This window comes from Streptococcus pseudopneumoniae (assembly GCF_001074975.1).
GTDB lineage: Bacteria > Bacillota > Bacilli > Lactobacillales > Streptococcaceae > Streptococcus > Streptococcus pseudopneumoniae_D.
Genome location: NZ_JUUO01000118.1, coordinates 31065 through 47498 on the forward strand (window position 1 = coordinate 31065; position 16434 = coordinate 47498).

Below are 16434 nucleotides of genomic sequence, written 5' to 3' on the forward strand. Positions count from 1 at the left end.
TTCGTTCTGAACTGTTATTGTTTCAAATTGATAATTTTTGTATAATATTGTTAAGGACTTTAAATCAAAAAGGAGTTTCATTATGAAAAAAAATGGTAAAGCTAAAAAGTGGCAATTGTATGCAGCAATTGGTGCTGCAAGCGTAGTTGTATTGGGGGCTGGGGGGATTTTGCTCTTTAGACAACCTTCTCAGACTGCTGTAAAAGATGAGGCTACTCATCTTGTTGTTGCCAAGGAAGGAAGCGTGGCATCTTCTGTTTTATTATCAGGAACAGTAACAGCAAAAAATGAACAATATGTTTATTTTGATGCTAGTAAGGGAGATTTAGATGAAATCCTTGTTTCTGTGGGTGATAAGGTCAGCGAAGGCCAGGCTTTAGTCAAGTACAGTAGTTCAGAAGCCCAGGCAGCCTATGATTCAGCTAGTCGAGCAGTAGCTAAGGCAGATCGTCATATCAATGAACTCAATCAAGCACGAAATGAAGCCGCTTCAGCTCCGGCTCCACAGTTACCAGCGCCAGCAGGAGGAGAAGGTGCAGCAGCCCAAACCCCAGCTCCAGTATCAGGAAATGCAGTTTCCTCTATTGATGCACAACTAGGGGATGCTCGTGATGCCCGTGCAGATGCAGCAGCGCAATTAAGCAAGGCTCAAAGTCAGTTGGATGCCATGACGGTTCTCAGTACCCTAGAAGGAACTGTGGTAGAAGTCAACCGCAACGTTTCTAAATCTCCAACAGGAGCTAGCCAAGTGGTGGTTCATGTCGTAAGTAATGAAAACTTGCAAGTTAAGGGTGAACTATCTGAATATAATCTTGCCAACCTATCTGTTGGACAAGAAGTAACCTTTACTTCTAAAGTTTACCAAGATAAGAGCTGGACAGGTAAGATTAGCTATATCTCTGACTATCCTAAAACCAATGGCGAAGCAGCAAGTGCAACGGCTGCCGCAGCAGCTGGTAATTCTGGTTCCAAATATCCATATACCATCGACGTTACAAGTGAAATCGGTGTCTTGAAACAAGGATTTTCAGTTAGTGTTGAGGTGAAGAATAAGACTAAAGCTATTTTGGTTCCTCTAACAAGTATTGTGACTGAAAATGATAAGAACTATGTCTGGGTGCTTGACGAGCAGAAAAAGGCCAAGAAAGTGGAAGTTGGTTTGGGCAATGCTGATGCAGACAACCAAGAAATCACTTCAGGTCTGACAAATGGAGTCAAGGTCATCAGTAACCCAACGTCTTCTCTAGAGGAAGGAAAAGAGGTGAAGGCTGATGAAGAAACTAATTAGTTTAAAAAATATCTGCAGAAGCTACCGTAATGGTGACCAAGAACTGCAGGTTCTCAAAAATATCAACCTAGAAGTGAACGAGGGTGAGTTTGTCGCCATCATGGGACCATCTGGTTCTGGTAAGTCCACTCTGATGAATACCATTGGCATGTTGGATACACCAAGCAGTGGAGAGTATTATCTTGAAGGCCAAGAAGTGGCTGGATTGGGTGAAAAACAACTAGCCAAGGTCCGTAACCAACAAATCGGATTTGTCTTTCAGCAGTTCTTTCTTCTATCCAAACTCAATGCTCTACAAAATATAGAATTGCCCTTGATTTACGCAGGAGTTTCGGCTTCAAAACGGCGCAAGTTGGCTGAGGAATATCTAGATAAGGTTGAATTGACTGAGCGTAGTCACCATTTGCCTTCTGAATTATCTGGTGGTCAGAAGCAACGTGTGGCTATTGCGCGTGCCTTGGTAAACAATCCTTCTATCATCTTAGCAGATGAACCGACAGGAGCATTGGATACCAAAACAGGGAATCAAATCATGCAATTATTAGTTGAACTGAATAATGAAGGAAAAACAATTATTATGGTAACGCATGAGCCTGAAATCGCTGCTTATGCCAAACGCCAGATTGTTATTCGGGATGGAGTTATTTCGTCTGACAGTGCTCAGTTAGAAAAGGAGGAAAACTAAGATGCAGAATCTGAAATTTGCCTTTTCATCTATCATGGCACATAAGATGCGCTCTTTTCTTACTATGATTGGGATTATCATTGGTGTTTCATCAGTTGTTGTGATTATGGCTCTGGGGGATTCTATGTCTCGTCAGATCAATAAAAATATGACCAAGTCACAGAAGAATATTCATGTCTTTTTCTCGCCTATTAAAAGTAAAGACGGTTCTTTTACCCAAAAACAATCAGCTTTAACAGTTTCTGGGAAAGAAGAGGAAGTTCATGTTGAACCACCAAAACCACAAGAATCTTGGGTCAAGGAGGCGGCCAAACTGAAGGGGGTAGATAGTTACTATGTAACCAACTCAACAAATACCACCTTGTCTTATAAAGATAAAAAAGTAGAGCGAGCTAGCTTGACAGGTGGCAATATTACCTACATGAAGGCGGTTGAAAATGAAATTGTTGCAGGACGAAGTCTCATGGCTCAGGATTATAAAGATGTGGCCAGTGTCATTTTACTAGACCAAGAACTTGCTAATAGTCTGTTTGGGTCAGCTCAAGAAGCGGTTAACCAAATTATAGATGTTGGTGGCTTTAGTTATCGTGTCATTGGTGTCTATACTAGCGACGAGTCCAAGGCTGCCAAGACTTTTGGTATTGGTGGACTTCCAATTACGACTAATATTTCTCTTGCAAATAACTTCAATATGGATGAAATTTCTGATATTGTCTTTCGTGTCAATGATACCAGTTTGACACCAACAGTGGGACCAGAATTAGCTAGAAAATTGACCGAGATTGCTGGTCTTCAGCAAGGGGAGTATCAGGTGGCAGATGCAACTGCAGCCTTCCAAGAAGTACAACAACTTTTTGGCTTTATAACTACGATTATTAGTGCCATTGCGGGAATCTCCCTCTTTGTTGGAGGGACTGGTGTTATGAACATCATGCTAGTTTCGGTGACAGAGCGTACGCGTGAGATTGGTCTCCGTAAGGCTTTGGGTGCAACACGTGCTAATATTTTAATCCAGTTTTTGATTGAATCCATGATTTTGACCTTACTAGGTGGAGTCATTGGTCTAACCATTGCGACAGGCTTAACAGCTATAGCTGGGATACTTTTACAAGGATTGATTGCGGGTATAGAAGTGGGAGTATCAATCCCAGTTGCCCTATTTAGTCTTGCAGTTTCAGCTAGTGTAGGTATGATTTTTGGAGTCTTGCCAGCTAATAAAGCATCGAAACTTGATCCAATTGAAGCCCTTCGTTATGAATAAGATAAACAAGATGGACACTCGTCTATCTTGTTTTTGTATGGATTTCCCTATCGAAAATCATTAAAAATGTGATATAATGAAGTGTTAGAAAAACAGGTTTCATTTGCCTGGAAAGGAAAAATTATGTCTGAAAAGAATTTTTATATTACAACACCGATTTACTATCCATCTGGAAAACTTCATATCGGATCTGCCTACACAACCATCGCCTGTGATGTCCTAGCACGTTACAAACGCCTGATGGGCTATGATGTCTTTTATTTGACAGGTCTTGACGAGCACGGTCAGAAAATTCAGCAGAAAGCGGAAGAGGCAGGCATTACCCCTCAAGCCTATGTTGACGGGATGGCTGTTGGAGTTAAAGAACTCTGGCAATTACTAGATATCTCATACGATAAATTTATCCGTACAACTGATGACTACCATGAAAAAGTTGTCGCACAAGTCTTTGAACGCTTGCTTGCTCAAGATGATATCTATTTGGGTGAATATTCTGGTTGGTACTCAGTCTCAGATGAGGAATTCTTTACAGAAAGCCAGCTTGCAGAAGTATTCCGTGATGAAGCTGGAAATGTAACGGGTGGTATTGCTCCATCAGGTCACGAAGTTGAATGGGTATCTGAAGAATCATACTTCCTTCGCCTCAGCAAATACCAAGATCGTTTGGTTGAATTTTTCAAAGCTCATCCTGAATTTATCACTCCTGATGGTCGTCTTAATGAAATGTTGCGTAACTTCATTGAGCCTGGTTTGGAAGACTTGGCAGTTTCTCGTACAACCTTTACTTGGGGTGTACCAGTCCCATCAAATCCTAAACACGTTGTTTATGTATGGATCGATGCCCTTCTCAACTATGCGACAGCCCTTGGTTATGGTCAAGATGAGCATGGTAACTTTGACAAATTCTGGAATGGAACAGTCTTCCACATGGTAGGAAAAGATATCCTTCGCTTCCACTCTATCTACTGGCCAATCCTTCTCATGATGTTGGATATTAAATTGCCAGAACGTTTGATTGCCCATGGTTGGTTTGTCATGAAAGACGGTAAGATGTCTAAGTCAAAAGGGAATGTCGTTTACCCTGAAATGTTGGTAGAGCGCTATGGTTTAGATCCACTTCGTTATTACCTCATGCGTAGCCTTCCTGTCGGTTCAGACGGAACATTTACTCCAGAAGACTATGTGGGCCGTATCAACTATGAATTGGCAAATGACCTTGGAAACCTCCTCAACCGTACGGTTTCCATGATTAACAAGTATTTTGATGGGCAAATTCCTGAATTACCTGTTATGGACTCAGATACATTTCCGCCGGCATTTATTGAAAAAGACGAAGTGAGTTATGTTAATCCTGCATATACTCCTGAAATGAATCTTGTTGAAAATGTGGAAACTTTTATTCAATATTACCATAATCGTATGGACGCAGTCGACTATCCACGTGCACTTGAAGCGGTCTGGACCATCATCTCTCGTACTAACAAATACATAGATGAGACAGCTCCATGGGTCTTGGCTAAGGAAGATGCTCTTCGTGATCAATTGTCTAGTGTTATGAGCCACTTGGCAGCCAGCCTTCGTGTCGTAGCTCATTTGATTGAGCCATTTATGATGGAAACAAGTCGTGCGATCTTGAATCAACTTGGCTTGGATGAAGTTTCTAGCCTTGAGAACTTGAGCTTGGCTGATTTTCCTGCAGGTGTGACTGTAGTTGCTAAGGGAACACCAATCTTCCCACGTCTGGATATGGAAGAAGAAATCGCCTATATCAAGGAACAAATGGAAGGTAATAAACCTGCAGTTGAAAAAGAATGGAATCCGGATGAAGTCGAACTCAAACTAAACAAAGAAGAAATCAAGTTTGAAGACTTTGACAAGATTGAAATCCGTGTCGCAGAAGTCAAAGAAGTGTCTAAAGTGGAAGGTTCTGACAAGTTGCTTCAATTCCGCCTAGATGCTGGTGATGGTGAAGATCGTCAAATCCTCTCAGGAATTGCAAAATATTATCCAAATGAACAAGAATTGGTCGGCAAGAAAGTTCAAATCGTTGCCAATCTAAAACCTCGTAAGATGATGAAGAAATATGTCAGCCAAGGGATGATTCTCTCAGCTGAACATGATGGACAATTAACTCTTCTCACAGTTGATCCAGCTGTACCAAATGGAAGTGTGATTGGGTAAAATTTAAAAGGACCAGTTTGAACTGGTTCTTTTCTTTTGTAAGGTGGCGGTTGATAAAAGTGTCATTCTCCTTTATAATGAATGAAAACGGAGGAAGTTGCTATGAAATACATTACTTTTGGTCAAGAGAAAAAAGAACTGTCAGAAATTGTGCTCGGTATGATGCGCATCAGTGACAAGTCGGTCAAGGAAGTTGAGGAGCTAGTTGAAACAGCCCTGTCCGTTGGAATCAATGCCTTTGACTTGGCAGATATCTACGGTGGTGGACGTTGCGAAGAATTACTGGGTCAAGTGTTAAAAAATCGTCCAGATTTAAGAGAAAAGATGTGGATTCAGTCCAAATGTGGCATTCGCATTGAAGAATTTACCTATTTTGATTTTTCAAAAGAGTGTATTCTAGAATCAGTAGATTGTATTTTAAAAAGATTGCAGGTTGACTATTTAGATAGCTTGCTACTCCATCGACCAGATGCATTGATGGAAGCTAACCAAGTGGCGGAAGCCTTTGAAATTCTCCACACATCAGGTAAAGTTCGAGACTTTGGTGTGTCCAACCAAAATCCTATGATGATGGAGTTGCTGAAGAAAGAAGTCAAACAGCCTCTAGCTATCAATCAATTACAACTAAGTGCAGCTTTCACGCCTGGTTTTGAAGCAGGATTTCATGTCAATATGGACGGGAACAAGGCAGCTTTGCGTGATGGAAGCGTCTTTGAATACTGTAAATTAAACGACATGGTTATTCAGGCTTGGTCAGTCTTGCAGTTTGGCTACTTCAAGGGTAATTTTGTTGGCAATGAGAAGTTCCAACAACTAAACCAAGTCCTAAATCGACTAGCCTTAAAATATGGAGTCAGTCCATCAGCTATTGCTATCGCTTGGGTGTTACGCTACCCAGCCAAGATGCAGGCAGTGGTAGGAACAACCAATCCTAAGCATTTAATAGAGGCAAGCCAAGCAAGTCATGTCAACCTGACTCGAAAAGAATGGTATGAAATTTACATCGCTGCAGGAAATGATTTGCCTTAGGAGCAAAGGCATTTAAAGAAATCACAGTCAAAAAAACGTTGGAAAATGATTTTTGTTATGTGACCATTTGTCTGTCTTGATTCGTTAGGTACGGTTTATTAACGGGTGGGTGTTTATGATTTATACTCAATGAAAATTCAAGAGTAAACTAGGAAGCTAGCCGCAGGTTGCTCAAAACACCGTTTTGAGGTAGTAGATAAGAATGACGAAGTCAGTTACATATATCTACGGCAAGGTAAAGCTGATGTGGTTTGAAGAGATTTTCATTGAGTATTAACCATTCTGATTTACGTACTAGTAGGGAAGCAGTATCCCATAATTGACGGCACGATAGTAGGTACTATAAAATGGGCTAGAGTAATTTTTTGATTGGGTATAAAACATCATAGAGAATAAAAAAATGAGGTTAGGATTTTTCGTCCCGACCTATTTTTACATGTAATAAACAATGGCGATGTATTGGAGTGCGGATGCAGCTAGGATAAAGAGATGCCAAATCATGTGGAAATAAGGTTTTTTCTTGGCGTAAAATCCAGCTCCAACTGTATAAGAGAGTCCGCCAGTTACCATGAGACTCCAGAAAATGGGTGTCGTTTGACTGATAATGGCTGGAATGATATCCAGAACCAACCAGCCCATAATCAGGTAAAGAGCAAGGCTAAATTTCTCATTGACCTTTTTAGCAAAGATTTTATAGAGAATACCAAAGATGGTCGTTCCCCATTGAATGGCAATAATCAGATAACCAAACCAGTTGTTCATTAAGGTCAAGACGACGGGCGTGTAAGAGCCAGCAATGGCAACGTAAATCATAGAATGGTCAATGATTCTCAAGACATATTTGTGGGTCGAACCATAGGCCATAGAGTGGTAAATGGTGGATGAGAGGAACATGAGAAAGAGACTGATGACGAAAATGGAAACGCCGATAGAGGATAAAAATCCGTGTGTCTCATAACTATAGGTGGATGAAATAGGCAGTAAGATGAGCATGATGATTGCACCCACAGCATGGGTCACGCTATTAGCAATCTCCTCTCCAAAACTGAGTTGTTTGCTGAGTTTAAGACTGGTATTCATTGGATTACCTCCTCTTCAGTATGATGGATTAAGGCTAGAGTTTGATGATAGAGTTTAACGGTTTGGCAGCTGGTTTGGATAATAGGGTTTGATGGGTCAATTCCTTGGTTCATGTAATCTACAAAAGCATCGTAGAGTTGGTCTGAACTTGCTTGACTTTGGAGAGTATTAAGTGTCTGAGCGATTTCTTGAATAGAAAATACCGACTTGAGGGTTGTAATAGCAATTAAACGGGCAATCTGTTGACGTTGGTATTTTTTCTTGTCAGGCTTTGTCAGGTAACCATGTTTCACATAATTATTGACCATAGATGCTGTTAGGCCCTTGTCTTTATCAGGAGAGATAGGGGCGCAGACCTGATTGACATAGAGTAAAACCTGGTCCAGATAGAGGTCAATGTTTGGAATTTCTGCCCATTTTGGGTAGGAAAAGGTAGTTTTCATTTTCAACTCCTTTTTATCTAGTTTTAATAACTAGATTATAAAATAATAAAAACAGAAAGTCAAGTTTTAACTGCTTGTAGAAAGGCTTAAATTATGCTATGATGGGAGAAACTAGTCAGAAATGAGGAGAAAAGATGGAGATTCGTTTAGCTTTTCCAAATGAGGTAGATGCCATCATGCAGGTGATGGAGGATGCTAAAAAATGTTTAGCAGATGCTGGTAGTGACCAGTGGCAAAATGGTTATCCAAATGCAGATGTTATCATCGATGATATTATCTCAGGTCAAGCCTACGTAGCCTTGGAAGATGGAGAACTACTAGCTTATGTCGCTGTGACTAAGAGTCCAGAGGCAGCCTTTGAGGCCATTTATGAAGGAAAATGGCAAGCTGGAGAGTCAGAGTACCTAGTCTTTCACCGAATCGCTGTGGCAGCAGATGTTCAGGGACAGGGCGTTGCTCAAACCTTCTTAGAGGGCTTAATTGAAGGATTTGATTATCTAGATTTTCGCTCAGATACGCATGCTGAAAACAAGGTTATGCAACATATTTTTCAAAAACTCGGATTTAAACAGGTTGGTAAGGTTCCAGTTGATGGCGAACGCTTGGCCTATCAAAAATTGAAGAAATAATGCAAAAGAAGTACGCAAAAATGCTCTACTCTTCGCCAATTGGTATTCTATCACTGGTAGCTGATGACCATTATTTGTATGGAATTTGGGTGCAGGAGCAGAAGTATTTTGAGAGAGGACTAGGAGATGAAACGATAGAAGAAGTTGTTAGTCATCTCATTTTAGATCCAGTTATTGCTTGCTTAGATGATTACTTTAAAGGCAAGTCTCGGGATTTATCCGACTTGCCCTTGGCTCCAATCGGAACGGATTTTGAAAAGCGAGTTTGGTCCTATTTACAGGGAATTCCTTATGGTCAGACAGTGACCTATGGACAAATAGCCCAAGAGCTACAAGTGGATTCTGCTCAAGCAATTGGTGGAGCAGTGGGACGCAATCCCTGGTCTATCCTAGTACCTTGTCATCGTGTGCTAGGCGCAGACAAGCGTCTGACAGGTTATGCTGCGGGAGTGGAAAAGAAAGCTTGGCTCTTGGAGCATGAAGGCGCAGATTTTAAAGATATAAACAATAGAAAGTGAAAGACATGTTAGAATTTATCGAATACCCAAAATGTTCAACTTGTAAAAAAGCAAAACAAGAATTAAACCAACTCGGTGTGGACTACAATGCTGTTCATATCGTAGAAGAAACACCCAGCCAAGAAGTAATTTTAAACTGGTTAGAAACCTCAGGGTTTGAGCTAAAGCAATTTTTCAACACCAGTGGAATTAAATACCGTGAATTAGGGCTGAAAGATAAGGTAGGAAGTCTGTTAAACCAAGAAGCGGCTGAGTTACTAGCAAGTGACGGTATGTTGTTAAAACGGCCCATTTTAGTAGAAAATGGAACTGTTAAGCAAATCGGTTATCGAAAACCTTATGAAGAATTGGGATTGAAATAGTTTTTACTTATCTCTTTGATAGATAAAATATATAACCTCCCTGTTTCAAAGTATGATAAACTAGTAGATAGACAAAGTCTGTATCTGACCGTAGCAAATAATTTCATTGACGGCAGAAGTATGGTAGAATGAATCATTATCAGGAGAGGATGTTTTTATGAATGTTACAACGATTTTAGCATCAGATTGGTACCAAAACTTGATGCAATTGATTCCGGATGGCAAGCTGTTTAGCCTACGTTCGGTCTTTGATGGGATTCCAAGAATTGTCCAACAACTTCCAACAACGATTATGTTGACAATTGGAGGTGCTTTTTTTGGCTTGGTTTTGGCACTTCTTTTTGCCATTGTGAAGATCAATCGTGTCAAGATTTTATACCCCTTGCAGGCCTTCTTTGTTAGTTTCTTAAAAGGGACACCGATTTTGGTGCAACTCATGCTGACCTACTACGGAATCCCTTTGGCTTTGAAAGCTCTCAATCAGCAATGGGGTACTGGTTTCAATATCAATGCGATTCCAGCGGCTGTTTTTGCGATTGTAGCCTTTGCCTTTAATGAGGCAGCTTATGCTAGTGAAACCATTCGTGCAGCTATTCTCTCAGTCAATCCTGGTGAGATTGAGGCAGCACGCAGTCTGGGTATGACCCGAGCACAAGTTTATCGACGAGTGATTATTCCAAATGCGGCCGTTGTGGCGACTCCAACCTTGATCAATTCCCTAATCGGCTTGACCAAGGGAACTTCCCTAGCCTTCAGTGCGGGTGTTGTGGAAGTCTTTGCCCAAGCTCAGATTTTGGGTGGTGCCGATTATCGTTACTTTGAACGCTTTATCTCCGTTGCCCTTGTTTATTGGGTAGTCAATATCGGTATTGAAAGTCTTGGTCGTTTCATCGAGAGAAAAATGGCTATTTCTGCACCTGATACAGTGCAAACAGATGTGAAAGGAGACCTTCGTTAATGATTAAGATTTCGAATTTAAGCAAATCCTTTTCAGGACAGACTGTCTTGGATCATCTGGACTTGGATATTCAAAAAGGGGAAGTTGTCGCCTTGATTGGTTCTTCAGGAGCTGGAAAATCAACCTTCCTTCGCAGTCTCAATTATCTTGAAACACCTGACAGCGGTTCTATTCAGATTGATGATTTTTCAGTTGATTTTTCTAAAATCACTCAAGAAGAAATCCTTGCCCTACGTCGTAAGCTGTCTATGGTTTTCCAACAGTTTAATTTGTTTGAACGCCGCACAGCACTTGATAATGTGAAAGAAGGCTTGGTTGTTGTCAAGAAATTATCTGACCAAGAAGCGACTAAGATTGCCAAGGAAGAGTTGGCTAAGGTTGGGCTTTCTGACCGTGAGAATCATTACCCTCGTCATTTATCAGGTGGACAAAAGCAACGGGTTGCCCTAGCGCGTGCGCTTGCTATGAAACCAGATGTCTTGCTCTTAGACGAACCAACTTCAGCTCTTGACCCAGAATTGGTCGGTGAAGTAGAGAAGTCTATTGCAGATGCTGCTAAGTCAGGTCAAACCATGATTTTGGTCAGTCATGACATGTCCTTTGTAGCCCAAGTAGCTGATAAGATTCTCTTCTTAGATAAGGGGAAAATCATCGAGTCTGGAACACCGGATGAGATTATCCACCATCCTAAAGAAGAGCGGACAAAAGAATTCTTCGCTAGTTACAAACGGACTTATATTTGATATAATAGATAAAGAAAAACTCAGTTAGCTGGACTAGCTGAGTTTACTCTTTAAAAAAGATAGAAATGAGAGAAACCATGCTACTGCAACTATTTTCTTTATATTTCGAGAGTTTGATCTTGACCACCATCCTCGTCCTGATTTTTTTAGGGATTTGGATTGGACTAAGAGCCATGTCGGGAGTTGATAAGACAGCCAAGGCTCGCCAAGCCCATCTCTATGATATGATTATGATTGGAGTCTTGGTTGTTCCAGTATTATCCTTTGCGGTTATGAGTTTAATTCTTGTTTTCAAGGCATAATCCTTGCATGATTGACAAGAAAGAGTTAGAATAAAGATAGTTACAACAAGAAAGAAGGAAACTATATGTACGATACTATTATTATCGGTGCTGGACCTGCAGGGATGACTGCAGCCTTGTATGCTGCTCGAAGCAATCTGAAAGTAGCCTTGATTGAAGGTGGTCTGCCAGGTGGTCAGATGAATAATACATCTGATATTGAAAATTACCCAGGATACGCTAATATTAGTGGGCCAGAATTGGCAGAAAAGATGTTTGAACCGCTTGAAAATCTTGGTGTTGAGAACATTTATGGTTATGTTGAAAATGTAGAAGACCATGGTGATTTTAAGAAAGTGATTACTGATGACCAAACATATGAAACACGTACAGTTATCGTAGCGACTGGCTCTAAACACCGTCCTTTGGGAGTGCCTGGAGAAGAAGAACTGAACAGTCGTGGTGTTTCTTACTGTGCCGTGTGTGATGGAGCTTTCTTCCGTGACCAAGATTTGTTGGTAGTCGGTGGTGGAGATTCGGCTGTGGAAGAAGCCCTCTTCTTGACTCGTTTTGCCAAGACTGTTACCATTGTTCACCGTCGTGATCAACTTCGCGCCCAAAAAGTTTTACAAGACCGAGCCTTTGCTAATGAAAAAGTCAGCTTTATCTGGGATTCTGTAGTCAAGGAAATCAAGGGTGAAAACAGAGTAGAATCTGTCGTATTTGAAAATGTGAAAACAGGTCAAGTGACAGAACAAGCCTTCGGTGGCGTCTTTATCTATGTTGGATTGGACCCTCTTAGCGATTTTGTTAAAGAATTGAATATCCAAGATCAGGCTGGCTGGATTGTGACAGATAACCACATGAAAACTGCAGTTGATGGTATCTTTGCCGTTGGAGATGTTCGCTTGAAAGACCTTCGCCAAGTAACAACAGCAGTTGGAGATGGAGCTATCGCTGGTCAAGAAGCTTACAAGTTTATTACAGAGCATAGTTAATCATAAAAACGCATAGTATCAGAGTTACAAAAACTTGATACTATGCGTTTTATTATGTGACTATTAGTCCGTCTCGCTCCGTTAGGTGCGAGACAAATAAACCACCCGCTATGCGGGTGCGCGTCGAAGGTTATACCAAAAAAACTCCAAACGCGGTACAATAAAGGTGTTCAAGCCAATTGTAAAGCGAAAGGAGAAAAATATGGCACAAAAGGCTCATAGTTTATCGCACATAAAGTGGCACTGTAAGTATCACATTGTGTTCACCCCTAAGTATAGACGAAAAGTCATCTATAATCAATATCGAAGTAGTTTAGGCGAGATATTTCATCGATTGTGTAGTTATAAAGGAGTTGAAATTATCGAAGGACACTTGATGCCAGACCATGTACATATGTTAGTCAGTATTCCACCAAGGATAAGTGTTTCAAGCTTCATGGGGTATTTAAAAGGGAAAAGTGCACTCATGATGTTTGACAAACACGCCAATCTCAAATATAAGTTTGGGAATCGGCATTTCTGGGCGGAAGGTTATTATGTGAGTACGGTTGGCCTCAATGAAGCCACAATTAAGAAATATATTCAAGAATAAAGAAATTATCCAGTGGATGATTTCTTCACGAGTATAAAAATTTGAGAACGAGTAAAGCATGATATAGCACTAGATAAATTAAGTGTAAAAGAATATGAGGATCCCTTTAGGGATAGTGGTAAGTAATACCCAAGCCTCTTTGAGAGGCAAGTGACGAGTCAAGAGCAATAAGGCTTGAACAAAGTGAAAGAGTCTGGGACAAAAAGATTTTGATTTTAGGAATTCTTTATTATAAATTTTTAAAATCGATAGATTAGATAAAAAAGCGAACAAAACAGAATTCTGAGTGTAAGATAACTTGTTTTGTTCGCTTTTTATATTTAAGGTTAGACTTTTGTCCCAGACTCTGGTAATTTGGGCTTATAGCCTTGGGACAAACCACCCGTTAGACGGGTGGTCATGATTGTGGGAAAATTTAGTTCATTTTTTCCTGAAATTGAGTTTTGTCACCCTCTTATATGTTTAGAAAAATCCTTTAATCTTGTCAACGAGGCCATCTAGACCTTCATAACCAGAAATCAATTGCTGAGCTTGAGAGAAGTATTCTCCAAGCTGTTCTTGATTTTCTGTAACAAATGTTTTTGTAGCTTCGAAATCTTTTGTTTAGATTAGTTCTTTTACTTGATTAAACAAATCTAATGAGTTCATCTTATTCTCCTTTTTTGTACTTAACTATTTAATCATTTTTATGATAAAAAATCAATTGTTGCAGCTTTTGTCTAGTACCTGTTTTTATGTACAAGTTCTCACAACTAAGATTCTAACTACCAGAATAAGCTAGAAATAAAAATGTTCGGGTTTTTCCAGTGTATCCATGAAATAAAAACGGATACATGTTATAATAAAAGTAGCTCTTTAATGGAGGTGTTTGAGTGGAAAATCTGAAGAAAATGGCAGGCATCAAGGCTGCTGAGTTTGTCAAGGATGGAATGGTTGTCGGACTGGGAACTGGTTCTACTGCCTATTATTTTGTCGAAGAAATTGGTCGTTGTATTAAAGAAGAAGGGTTGCAGATTACAGCTGTAACGACTTCTAGTGTGACCAGTAAACAGGCTGAAGGGCTTAATATCCCACTCAAGTCTATTGACCAAGTAGACTTTGTCGATGTGACAGTCGACGGGGCGGATGAAGTGGATAGTCAGTTTAATGGAATCAAAGGCGGTGGTGGTGCCCTTCTCATGGAAAAGGTGGTTGCAACGCCCTCAAAAGAATACATTTGGGTGGTGGATGAAAGCAAGCTGGTAGATAAACTAGGTGCTTTTAAATTGCCAGTAGAAGTGGTTCAGTATGGTGCAGAACAAGTCTTTCGTCGTTTTGAGCGAGCTGGCTACAAACCAAGTTTCCGTGAAAAAGACGGTCAACGTTTTGTGACAGATATGCAGAATTTTATCATTGACCTTGCCTTGGATGTCATCGAAGACCCAATTGCCTTTGGGAAAGAATTGGACCATATCGTTGGTGTTGTGGAGCACGGATTATTCAACAAAATGGTGGATAAGGTCATCGTTGCTGGCCGAGATGGGGTTCAGATTTTAACTTCAACAAAAGCAAACTAATCAAAGTAATAAGGAGACATACTATGTCAAAATTTAATCGTATTCACTTGGTGGTACTGGATTCTGTAGGAATCGGTGCTGCACCAGATGCTAATAACTTTGTCAATGCAGGAGTTCCAGATGGAGCTTCTGACACATTAGGACACATTTCAAAAGCAGTTGGTTTGAATGTCCCAAACATGGCTAAAATTGGTCTTGGAAATATTCCTCGAGAAACTCCTCTTAAGACTGTACCAGCAGAAAGCAATCCAACTGGTTATGCAACGAAATTGGAAGAAGTATCTCTTGGTAAGGATACCATGACTGGGCACTGGGAAATCATGGGACTTAACATTACGGAGCCTTTCGATACTTTCTGGAACGGATTCCCAGAAGAAATCTTGACAAAAATTGAAGAATTCTCAGGACGCAAGGTTATTCGTGAAGCTAACAAACCTTACTCAGGAACAGCTGTTATTGATGATTTTGGACCACGTCAGATGGAAACCGGGGAGTTGATTATCTATACTTCAGCTGACCCTGTTTTGCAGATTGCTGCCCACGAAGACATTATTCCTTTGGATGAATTGTACCGTATCTGTGAATACGCTCGTTCAATCACCCTTGAGCGTCCAGCCCTTTTAGGTCGTATCATTGCCCGTCCTTATGTAGGTGAGCCTGGTAACTTCACTCGTACTGCAAACCGTCGTGACTTGGCTGTATCTCCATTTGCACCAACTGTGTTGGATAAATTGAACGAAGCAGGTATTGATACATACGCTGTTGGTAAGATTAACGATATCTTTAACGGTGCTGGTATCAACCATGATATGGGTCACAACAAATCAAATAGTCATGGAATTGATACACTATTGAAGACTATGGGCCTTGCTGAGTTTGAAAAAGGATTCTCATTCACAAACTTGGTTGACTTTGATGCTCTTTACGGCCACCGTCGTGATGCCCATGGTTACCGTGATTGCTTGCATGAGTTTGATGAACGCTTGCCTGAAATTATCGCAGCCATGAGAGAGAATGACCTTCTCTTGATTACCGCGGACCATGGGAATGACCCGACCTATGCAGGAACAGACCACACTCGTGAATACATTCCACTTTTGGCCTACAGCCCTGCCTTTAAAGGAAATGGTTTGCTACCAGTCGGACATTTCGCAGATATCTCAGCGACTATTGCCGATAACTTTGGCGTTGAAACTGCCATGATTGGGGAAAGTTTCTTAGATAAATTGGTATAAGATGACGCGATATGCTTTACTTGTTCGGAGCATTAATGTTGGTGGCAAGAATAAGGTTGTCATGGTGCAACTTCGTCAAGAACTGACAGAGTTGGGACTTGAAAAGGTTGAAACCTACATCAATAGTGGCAACATTTTCTTTACTTCGACAACTCCCAAAGCCCAATTGGTTGAAAAATTAGAGGCTTTCTTTGAAATCCATTATCCATTTATTAAGAGCTTTTCTTTGCTGAGTCAGGAAGATTATGAAGCAGAGCTGGAGAATCTGCCAGATTGGTGGAACGAAAACTTGGCACGAAAAGACGTCCTCTTCTATACGGAGGGCTTGGATGCGGATCAAGTTATCGAGAAAGTGGACAGTTTGGTACTGGAAGATGAAGTCGTTCATTTTGGAAAACTTGGTATTTTCTGGGGAAAATACTCCGAAGAATCATACTACGAAACGGCCTATCACAAGTACTTACTCAAGATGCCTTTCTACCGCCAAATTACCATTCGTAATGCAAAAACCTTTGACAAAATCGGTCAAATGCTAATACTCAATGAAAATCAAAGAGCAAACTAGGAAGCTAGCCGCAGGCTGTACTTGAGTACG

Annotated in this window: 17 protein-coding genes and 2 pseudogenes; 16 read left to right on the forward strand and 3 right to left on the reverse strand. The window is 40.7% G+C overall.

Annotated features, from left to right (window positions below):
• Positions 1-79 precede the first annotated feature (79 nt).
• From ADI86_RS07390 to ADI86_RS07410, 5 genes are all read left to right on the forward strand, one after another.
• Positions 80-1288, forward strand: coding sequence for an efflux RND transporter periplasmic adaptor subunit (locus ADI86_RS07390; protein WP_049532429.1), 1209 nt, complete (start codon positions 80-82; stop codon positions 1286-1288).
• Entirely contained in the window at positions 1272-1973 is a 702-nt protein-coding gene (locus ADI86_RS07395) for an ABC transporter ATP-binding protein (protein ID WP_049532405.1), read from the forward strand. Before ADI86_RS07390 ends, ADI86_RS07395 begins: the two co-directional genes overlap by 17 nt.
• Before the next feature lies 1 nt (position 1974).
• Positions 1975-3234, forward strand: a complete 1260-nt coding sequence (locus ADI86_RS07400) for an ABC transporter permease (RefSeq protein WP_049532406.1) — start codon at positions 1975-1977, stop codon at positions 3232-3234.
• Positions 3235-3357: 123 nt separating this feature from the next.
• Entirely contained in the window at positions 3358-5415 is a 2058-nt protein-coding gene (gene metG, locus ADI86_RS07405; protein ID WP_049532407.1) for a methionine--tRNA ligase, read from the forward strand.
• A gap of 102 nt (positions 5416-5517) precedes the next feature.
• Positions 5518-6444, forward strand: coding sequence for an aldo/keto reductase (locus ADI86_RS07410; protein ID WP_049532430.1), 927 nt, complete (start codon positions 5518-5520; stop codon positions 6442-6444).
• Between the two features lie 432 nt (positions 6445-6876).
• Here ADI86_RS07410 and trhA read toward each other — a convergent pair whose 3' ends face one another.
• Positions 6877-7524 carry a PAQR family membrane homeostasis protein TrhA gene (gene trhA, locus ADI86_RS07415; protein WP_049532409.1) on the reverse strand — a complete coding sequence of 216 codons (648 nt, stop codon included), beginning with the start codon at positions 7522-7524 and terminating at the stop codon, positions 6877-6879.
• Entirely contained in the window at positions 7521-7967 is a 447-nt protein-coding gene (locus ADI86_RS07420; protein WP_049532411.1) for a DUF1836 domain-containing protein, read from the reverse strand. The genes trhA and ADI86_RS07420 overlap by 4 nt, the downstream gene beginning before the upstream one ends.
• 134 nt (positions 7968-8101) lie before the next feature.
• On the opposite strand from ADI86_RS07420, the gene ADI86_RS07425 reads away from it, so the two are divergent.
• The 8 genes and pseudogenes from ADI86_RS07425 to tnpA all read left to right on the forward strand — a co-directional run bounded on the left by ADI86_RS07425 (position 8102) and on the right by tnpA (position 13174).
• Positions 8102-8596: a GNAT family N-acetyltransferase gene (locus tag ADI86_RS07425; RefSeq protein WP_049532412.1), complete on the forward strand. Its 495-nt coding sequence runs from the start codon at positions 8102-8104 to the stop codon at positions 8594-8596.
• Positions 8596-9114: a methylated-DNA--[protein]-cysteine S-methyltransferase gene (locus tag ADI86_RS07430; RefSeq protein ID WP_049532413.1), complete on the forward strand. Its 519-nt coding sequence runs from the start codon at positions 8596-8598 to the stop codon at positions 9112-9114. The genes ADI86_RS07425 and ADI86_RS07430 overlap by 1 nt, the downstream gene beginning before the upstream one ends.
• Positions 9115-9119: 5 nt before the next feature.
• Positions 9120-9476: an arsenate reductase family protein gene (locus ADI86_RS07435; protein ID WP_049532414.1), complete on the forward strand. Its 357-nt coding sequence runs from the start codon at positions 9120-9122 to the stop codon at positions 9474-9476.
• 157 nt (positions 9477-9633) lie between these two features.
• Positions 9634-10434 carry an amino acid ABC transporter permease gene (locus ADI86_RS07440; RefSeq protein ID WP_049532415.1) on the forward strand — a complete coding sequence of 267 codons (801 nt, stop codon included), beginning with the start codon at positions 9634-9636 and terminating at the stop codon, positions 10432-10434.
• Positions 10434-11177: an amino acid ABC transporter ATP-binding protein gene (locus tag ADI86_RS07445; protein ID WP_000590965.1), complete on the forward strand. Its 744-nt coding sequence runs from the start codon at positions 10434-10436 to the stop codon at positions 11175-11177. Before ADI86_RS07440 ends, ADI86_RS07445 begins: the two co-directional genes overlap by 1 nt.
• Positions 11178-11254: 77 nt before the next feature.
• On the forward strand, positions 11255-11479 hold the full coding sequence (locus ADI86_RS07450) for a DUF4059 family protein (RefSeq protein WP_000926599.1): 225 nt from the start codon (positions 11255-11257) through the stop codon (positions 11477-11479).
• Positions 11480-11544: 65 nt separating this feature from the next.
• Positions 11545-12456 (forward strand): thioredoxin-disulfide reductase, encoded by a 912-nt coding sequence (gene trxB, locus ADI86_RS07455; RefSeq protein ID WP_049532416.1) that lies wholly within the window; start codon positions 11545-11547, stop codon positions 12454-12456.
• A gap of 202 nt (positions 12457-12658) precedes the next feature.
• A pseudogene (gene tnpA / locus ADI86_RS07460) lies at positions 12659-13174 on the forward strand (IS200/IS605 family transposase).
• Positions 13175-13510: 336 nt separating this feature from the next.
• Here tnpA and ADI86_RS12340 read toward each other — a convergent pair.
• A pseudogene (locus ADI86_RS12340) lies at positions 13511-13696 on the reverse strand (hypothetical protein).
• A gap of 224 nt (positions 13697-13920) precedes the next feature.
• Here ADI86_RS12340 and rpiA point away from each other — a divergent pair.
• From rpiA to ADI86_RS07475, 3 genes are read left to right on the forward strand one after another with little or no spacing between them, the layout of a single operon-like run.
• A complete protein-coding gene (rpiA, locus tag ADI86_RS07465; RefSeq protein ID WP_049532419.1) occupies positions 13921-14604 on the forward strand; it encodes a ribose-5-phosphate isomerase RpiA in 684 nt (227 codons plus the stop codon).
• A 23-nt stretch (positions 14605-14627) separates the two neighbouring features.
• Positions 14628-15839 carry a phosphopentomutase gene (locus ADI86_RS07470; protein WP_049532420.1) on the forward strand — a complete coding sequence of 404 codons (1212 nt, stop codon included), beginning with the start codon at positions 14628-14630 and terminating at the stop codon, positions 15837-15839.
• Position 15840: 1 nt separating this feature from the next.
• A complete protein-coding gene (locus ADI86_RS07475) occupies positions 15841-16404 on the forward strand; it encodes a DUF1697 domain-containing protein (RefSeq protein ID WP_049532422.1) in 564 nt (187 codons plus the stop codon).
• Positions 16405-16434 lie beyond the last annotated feature (30 nt).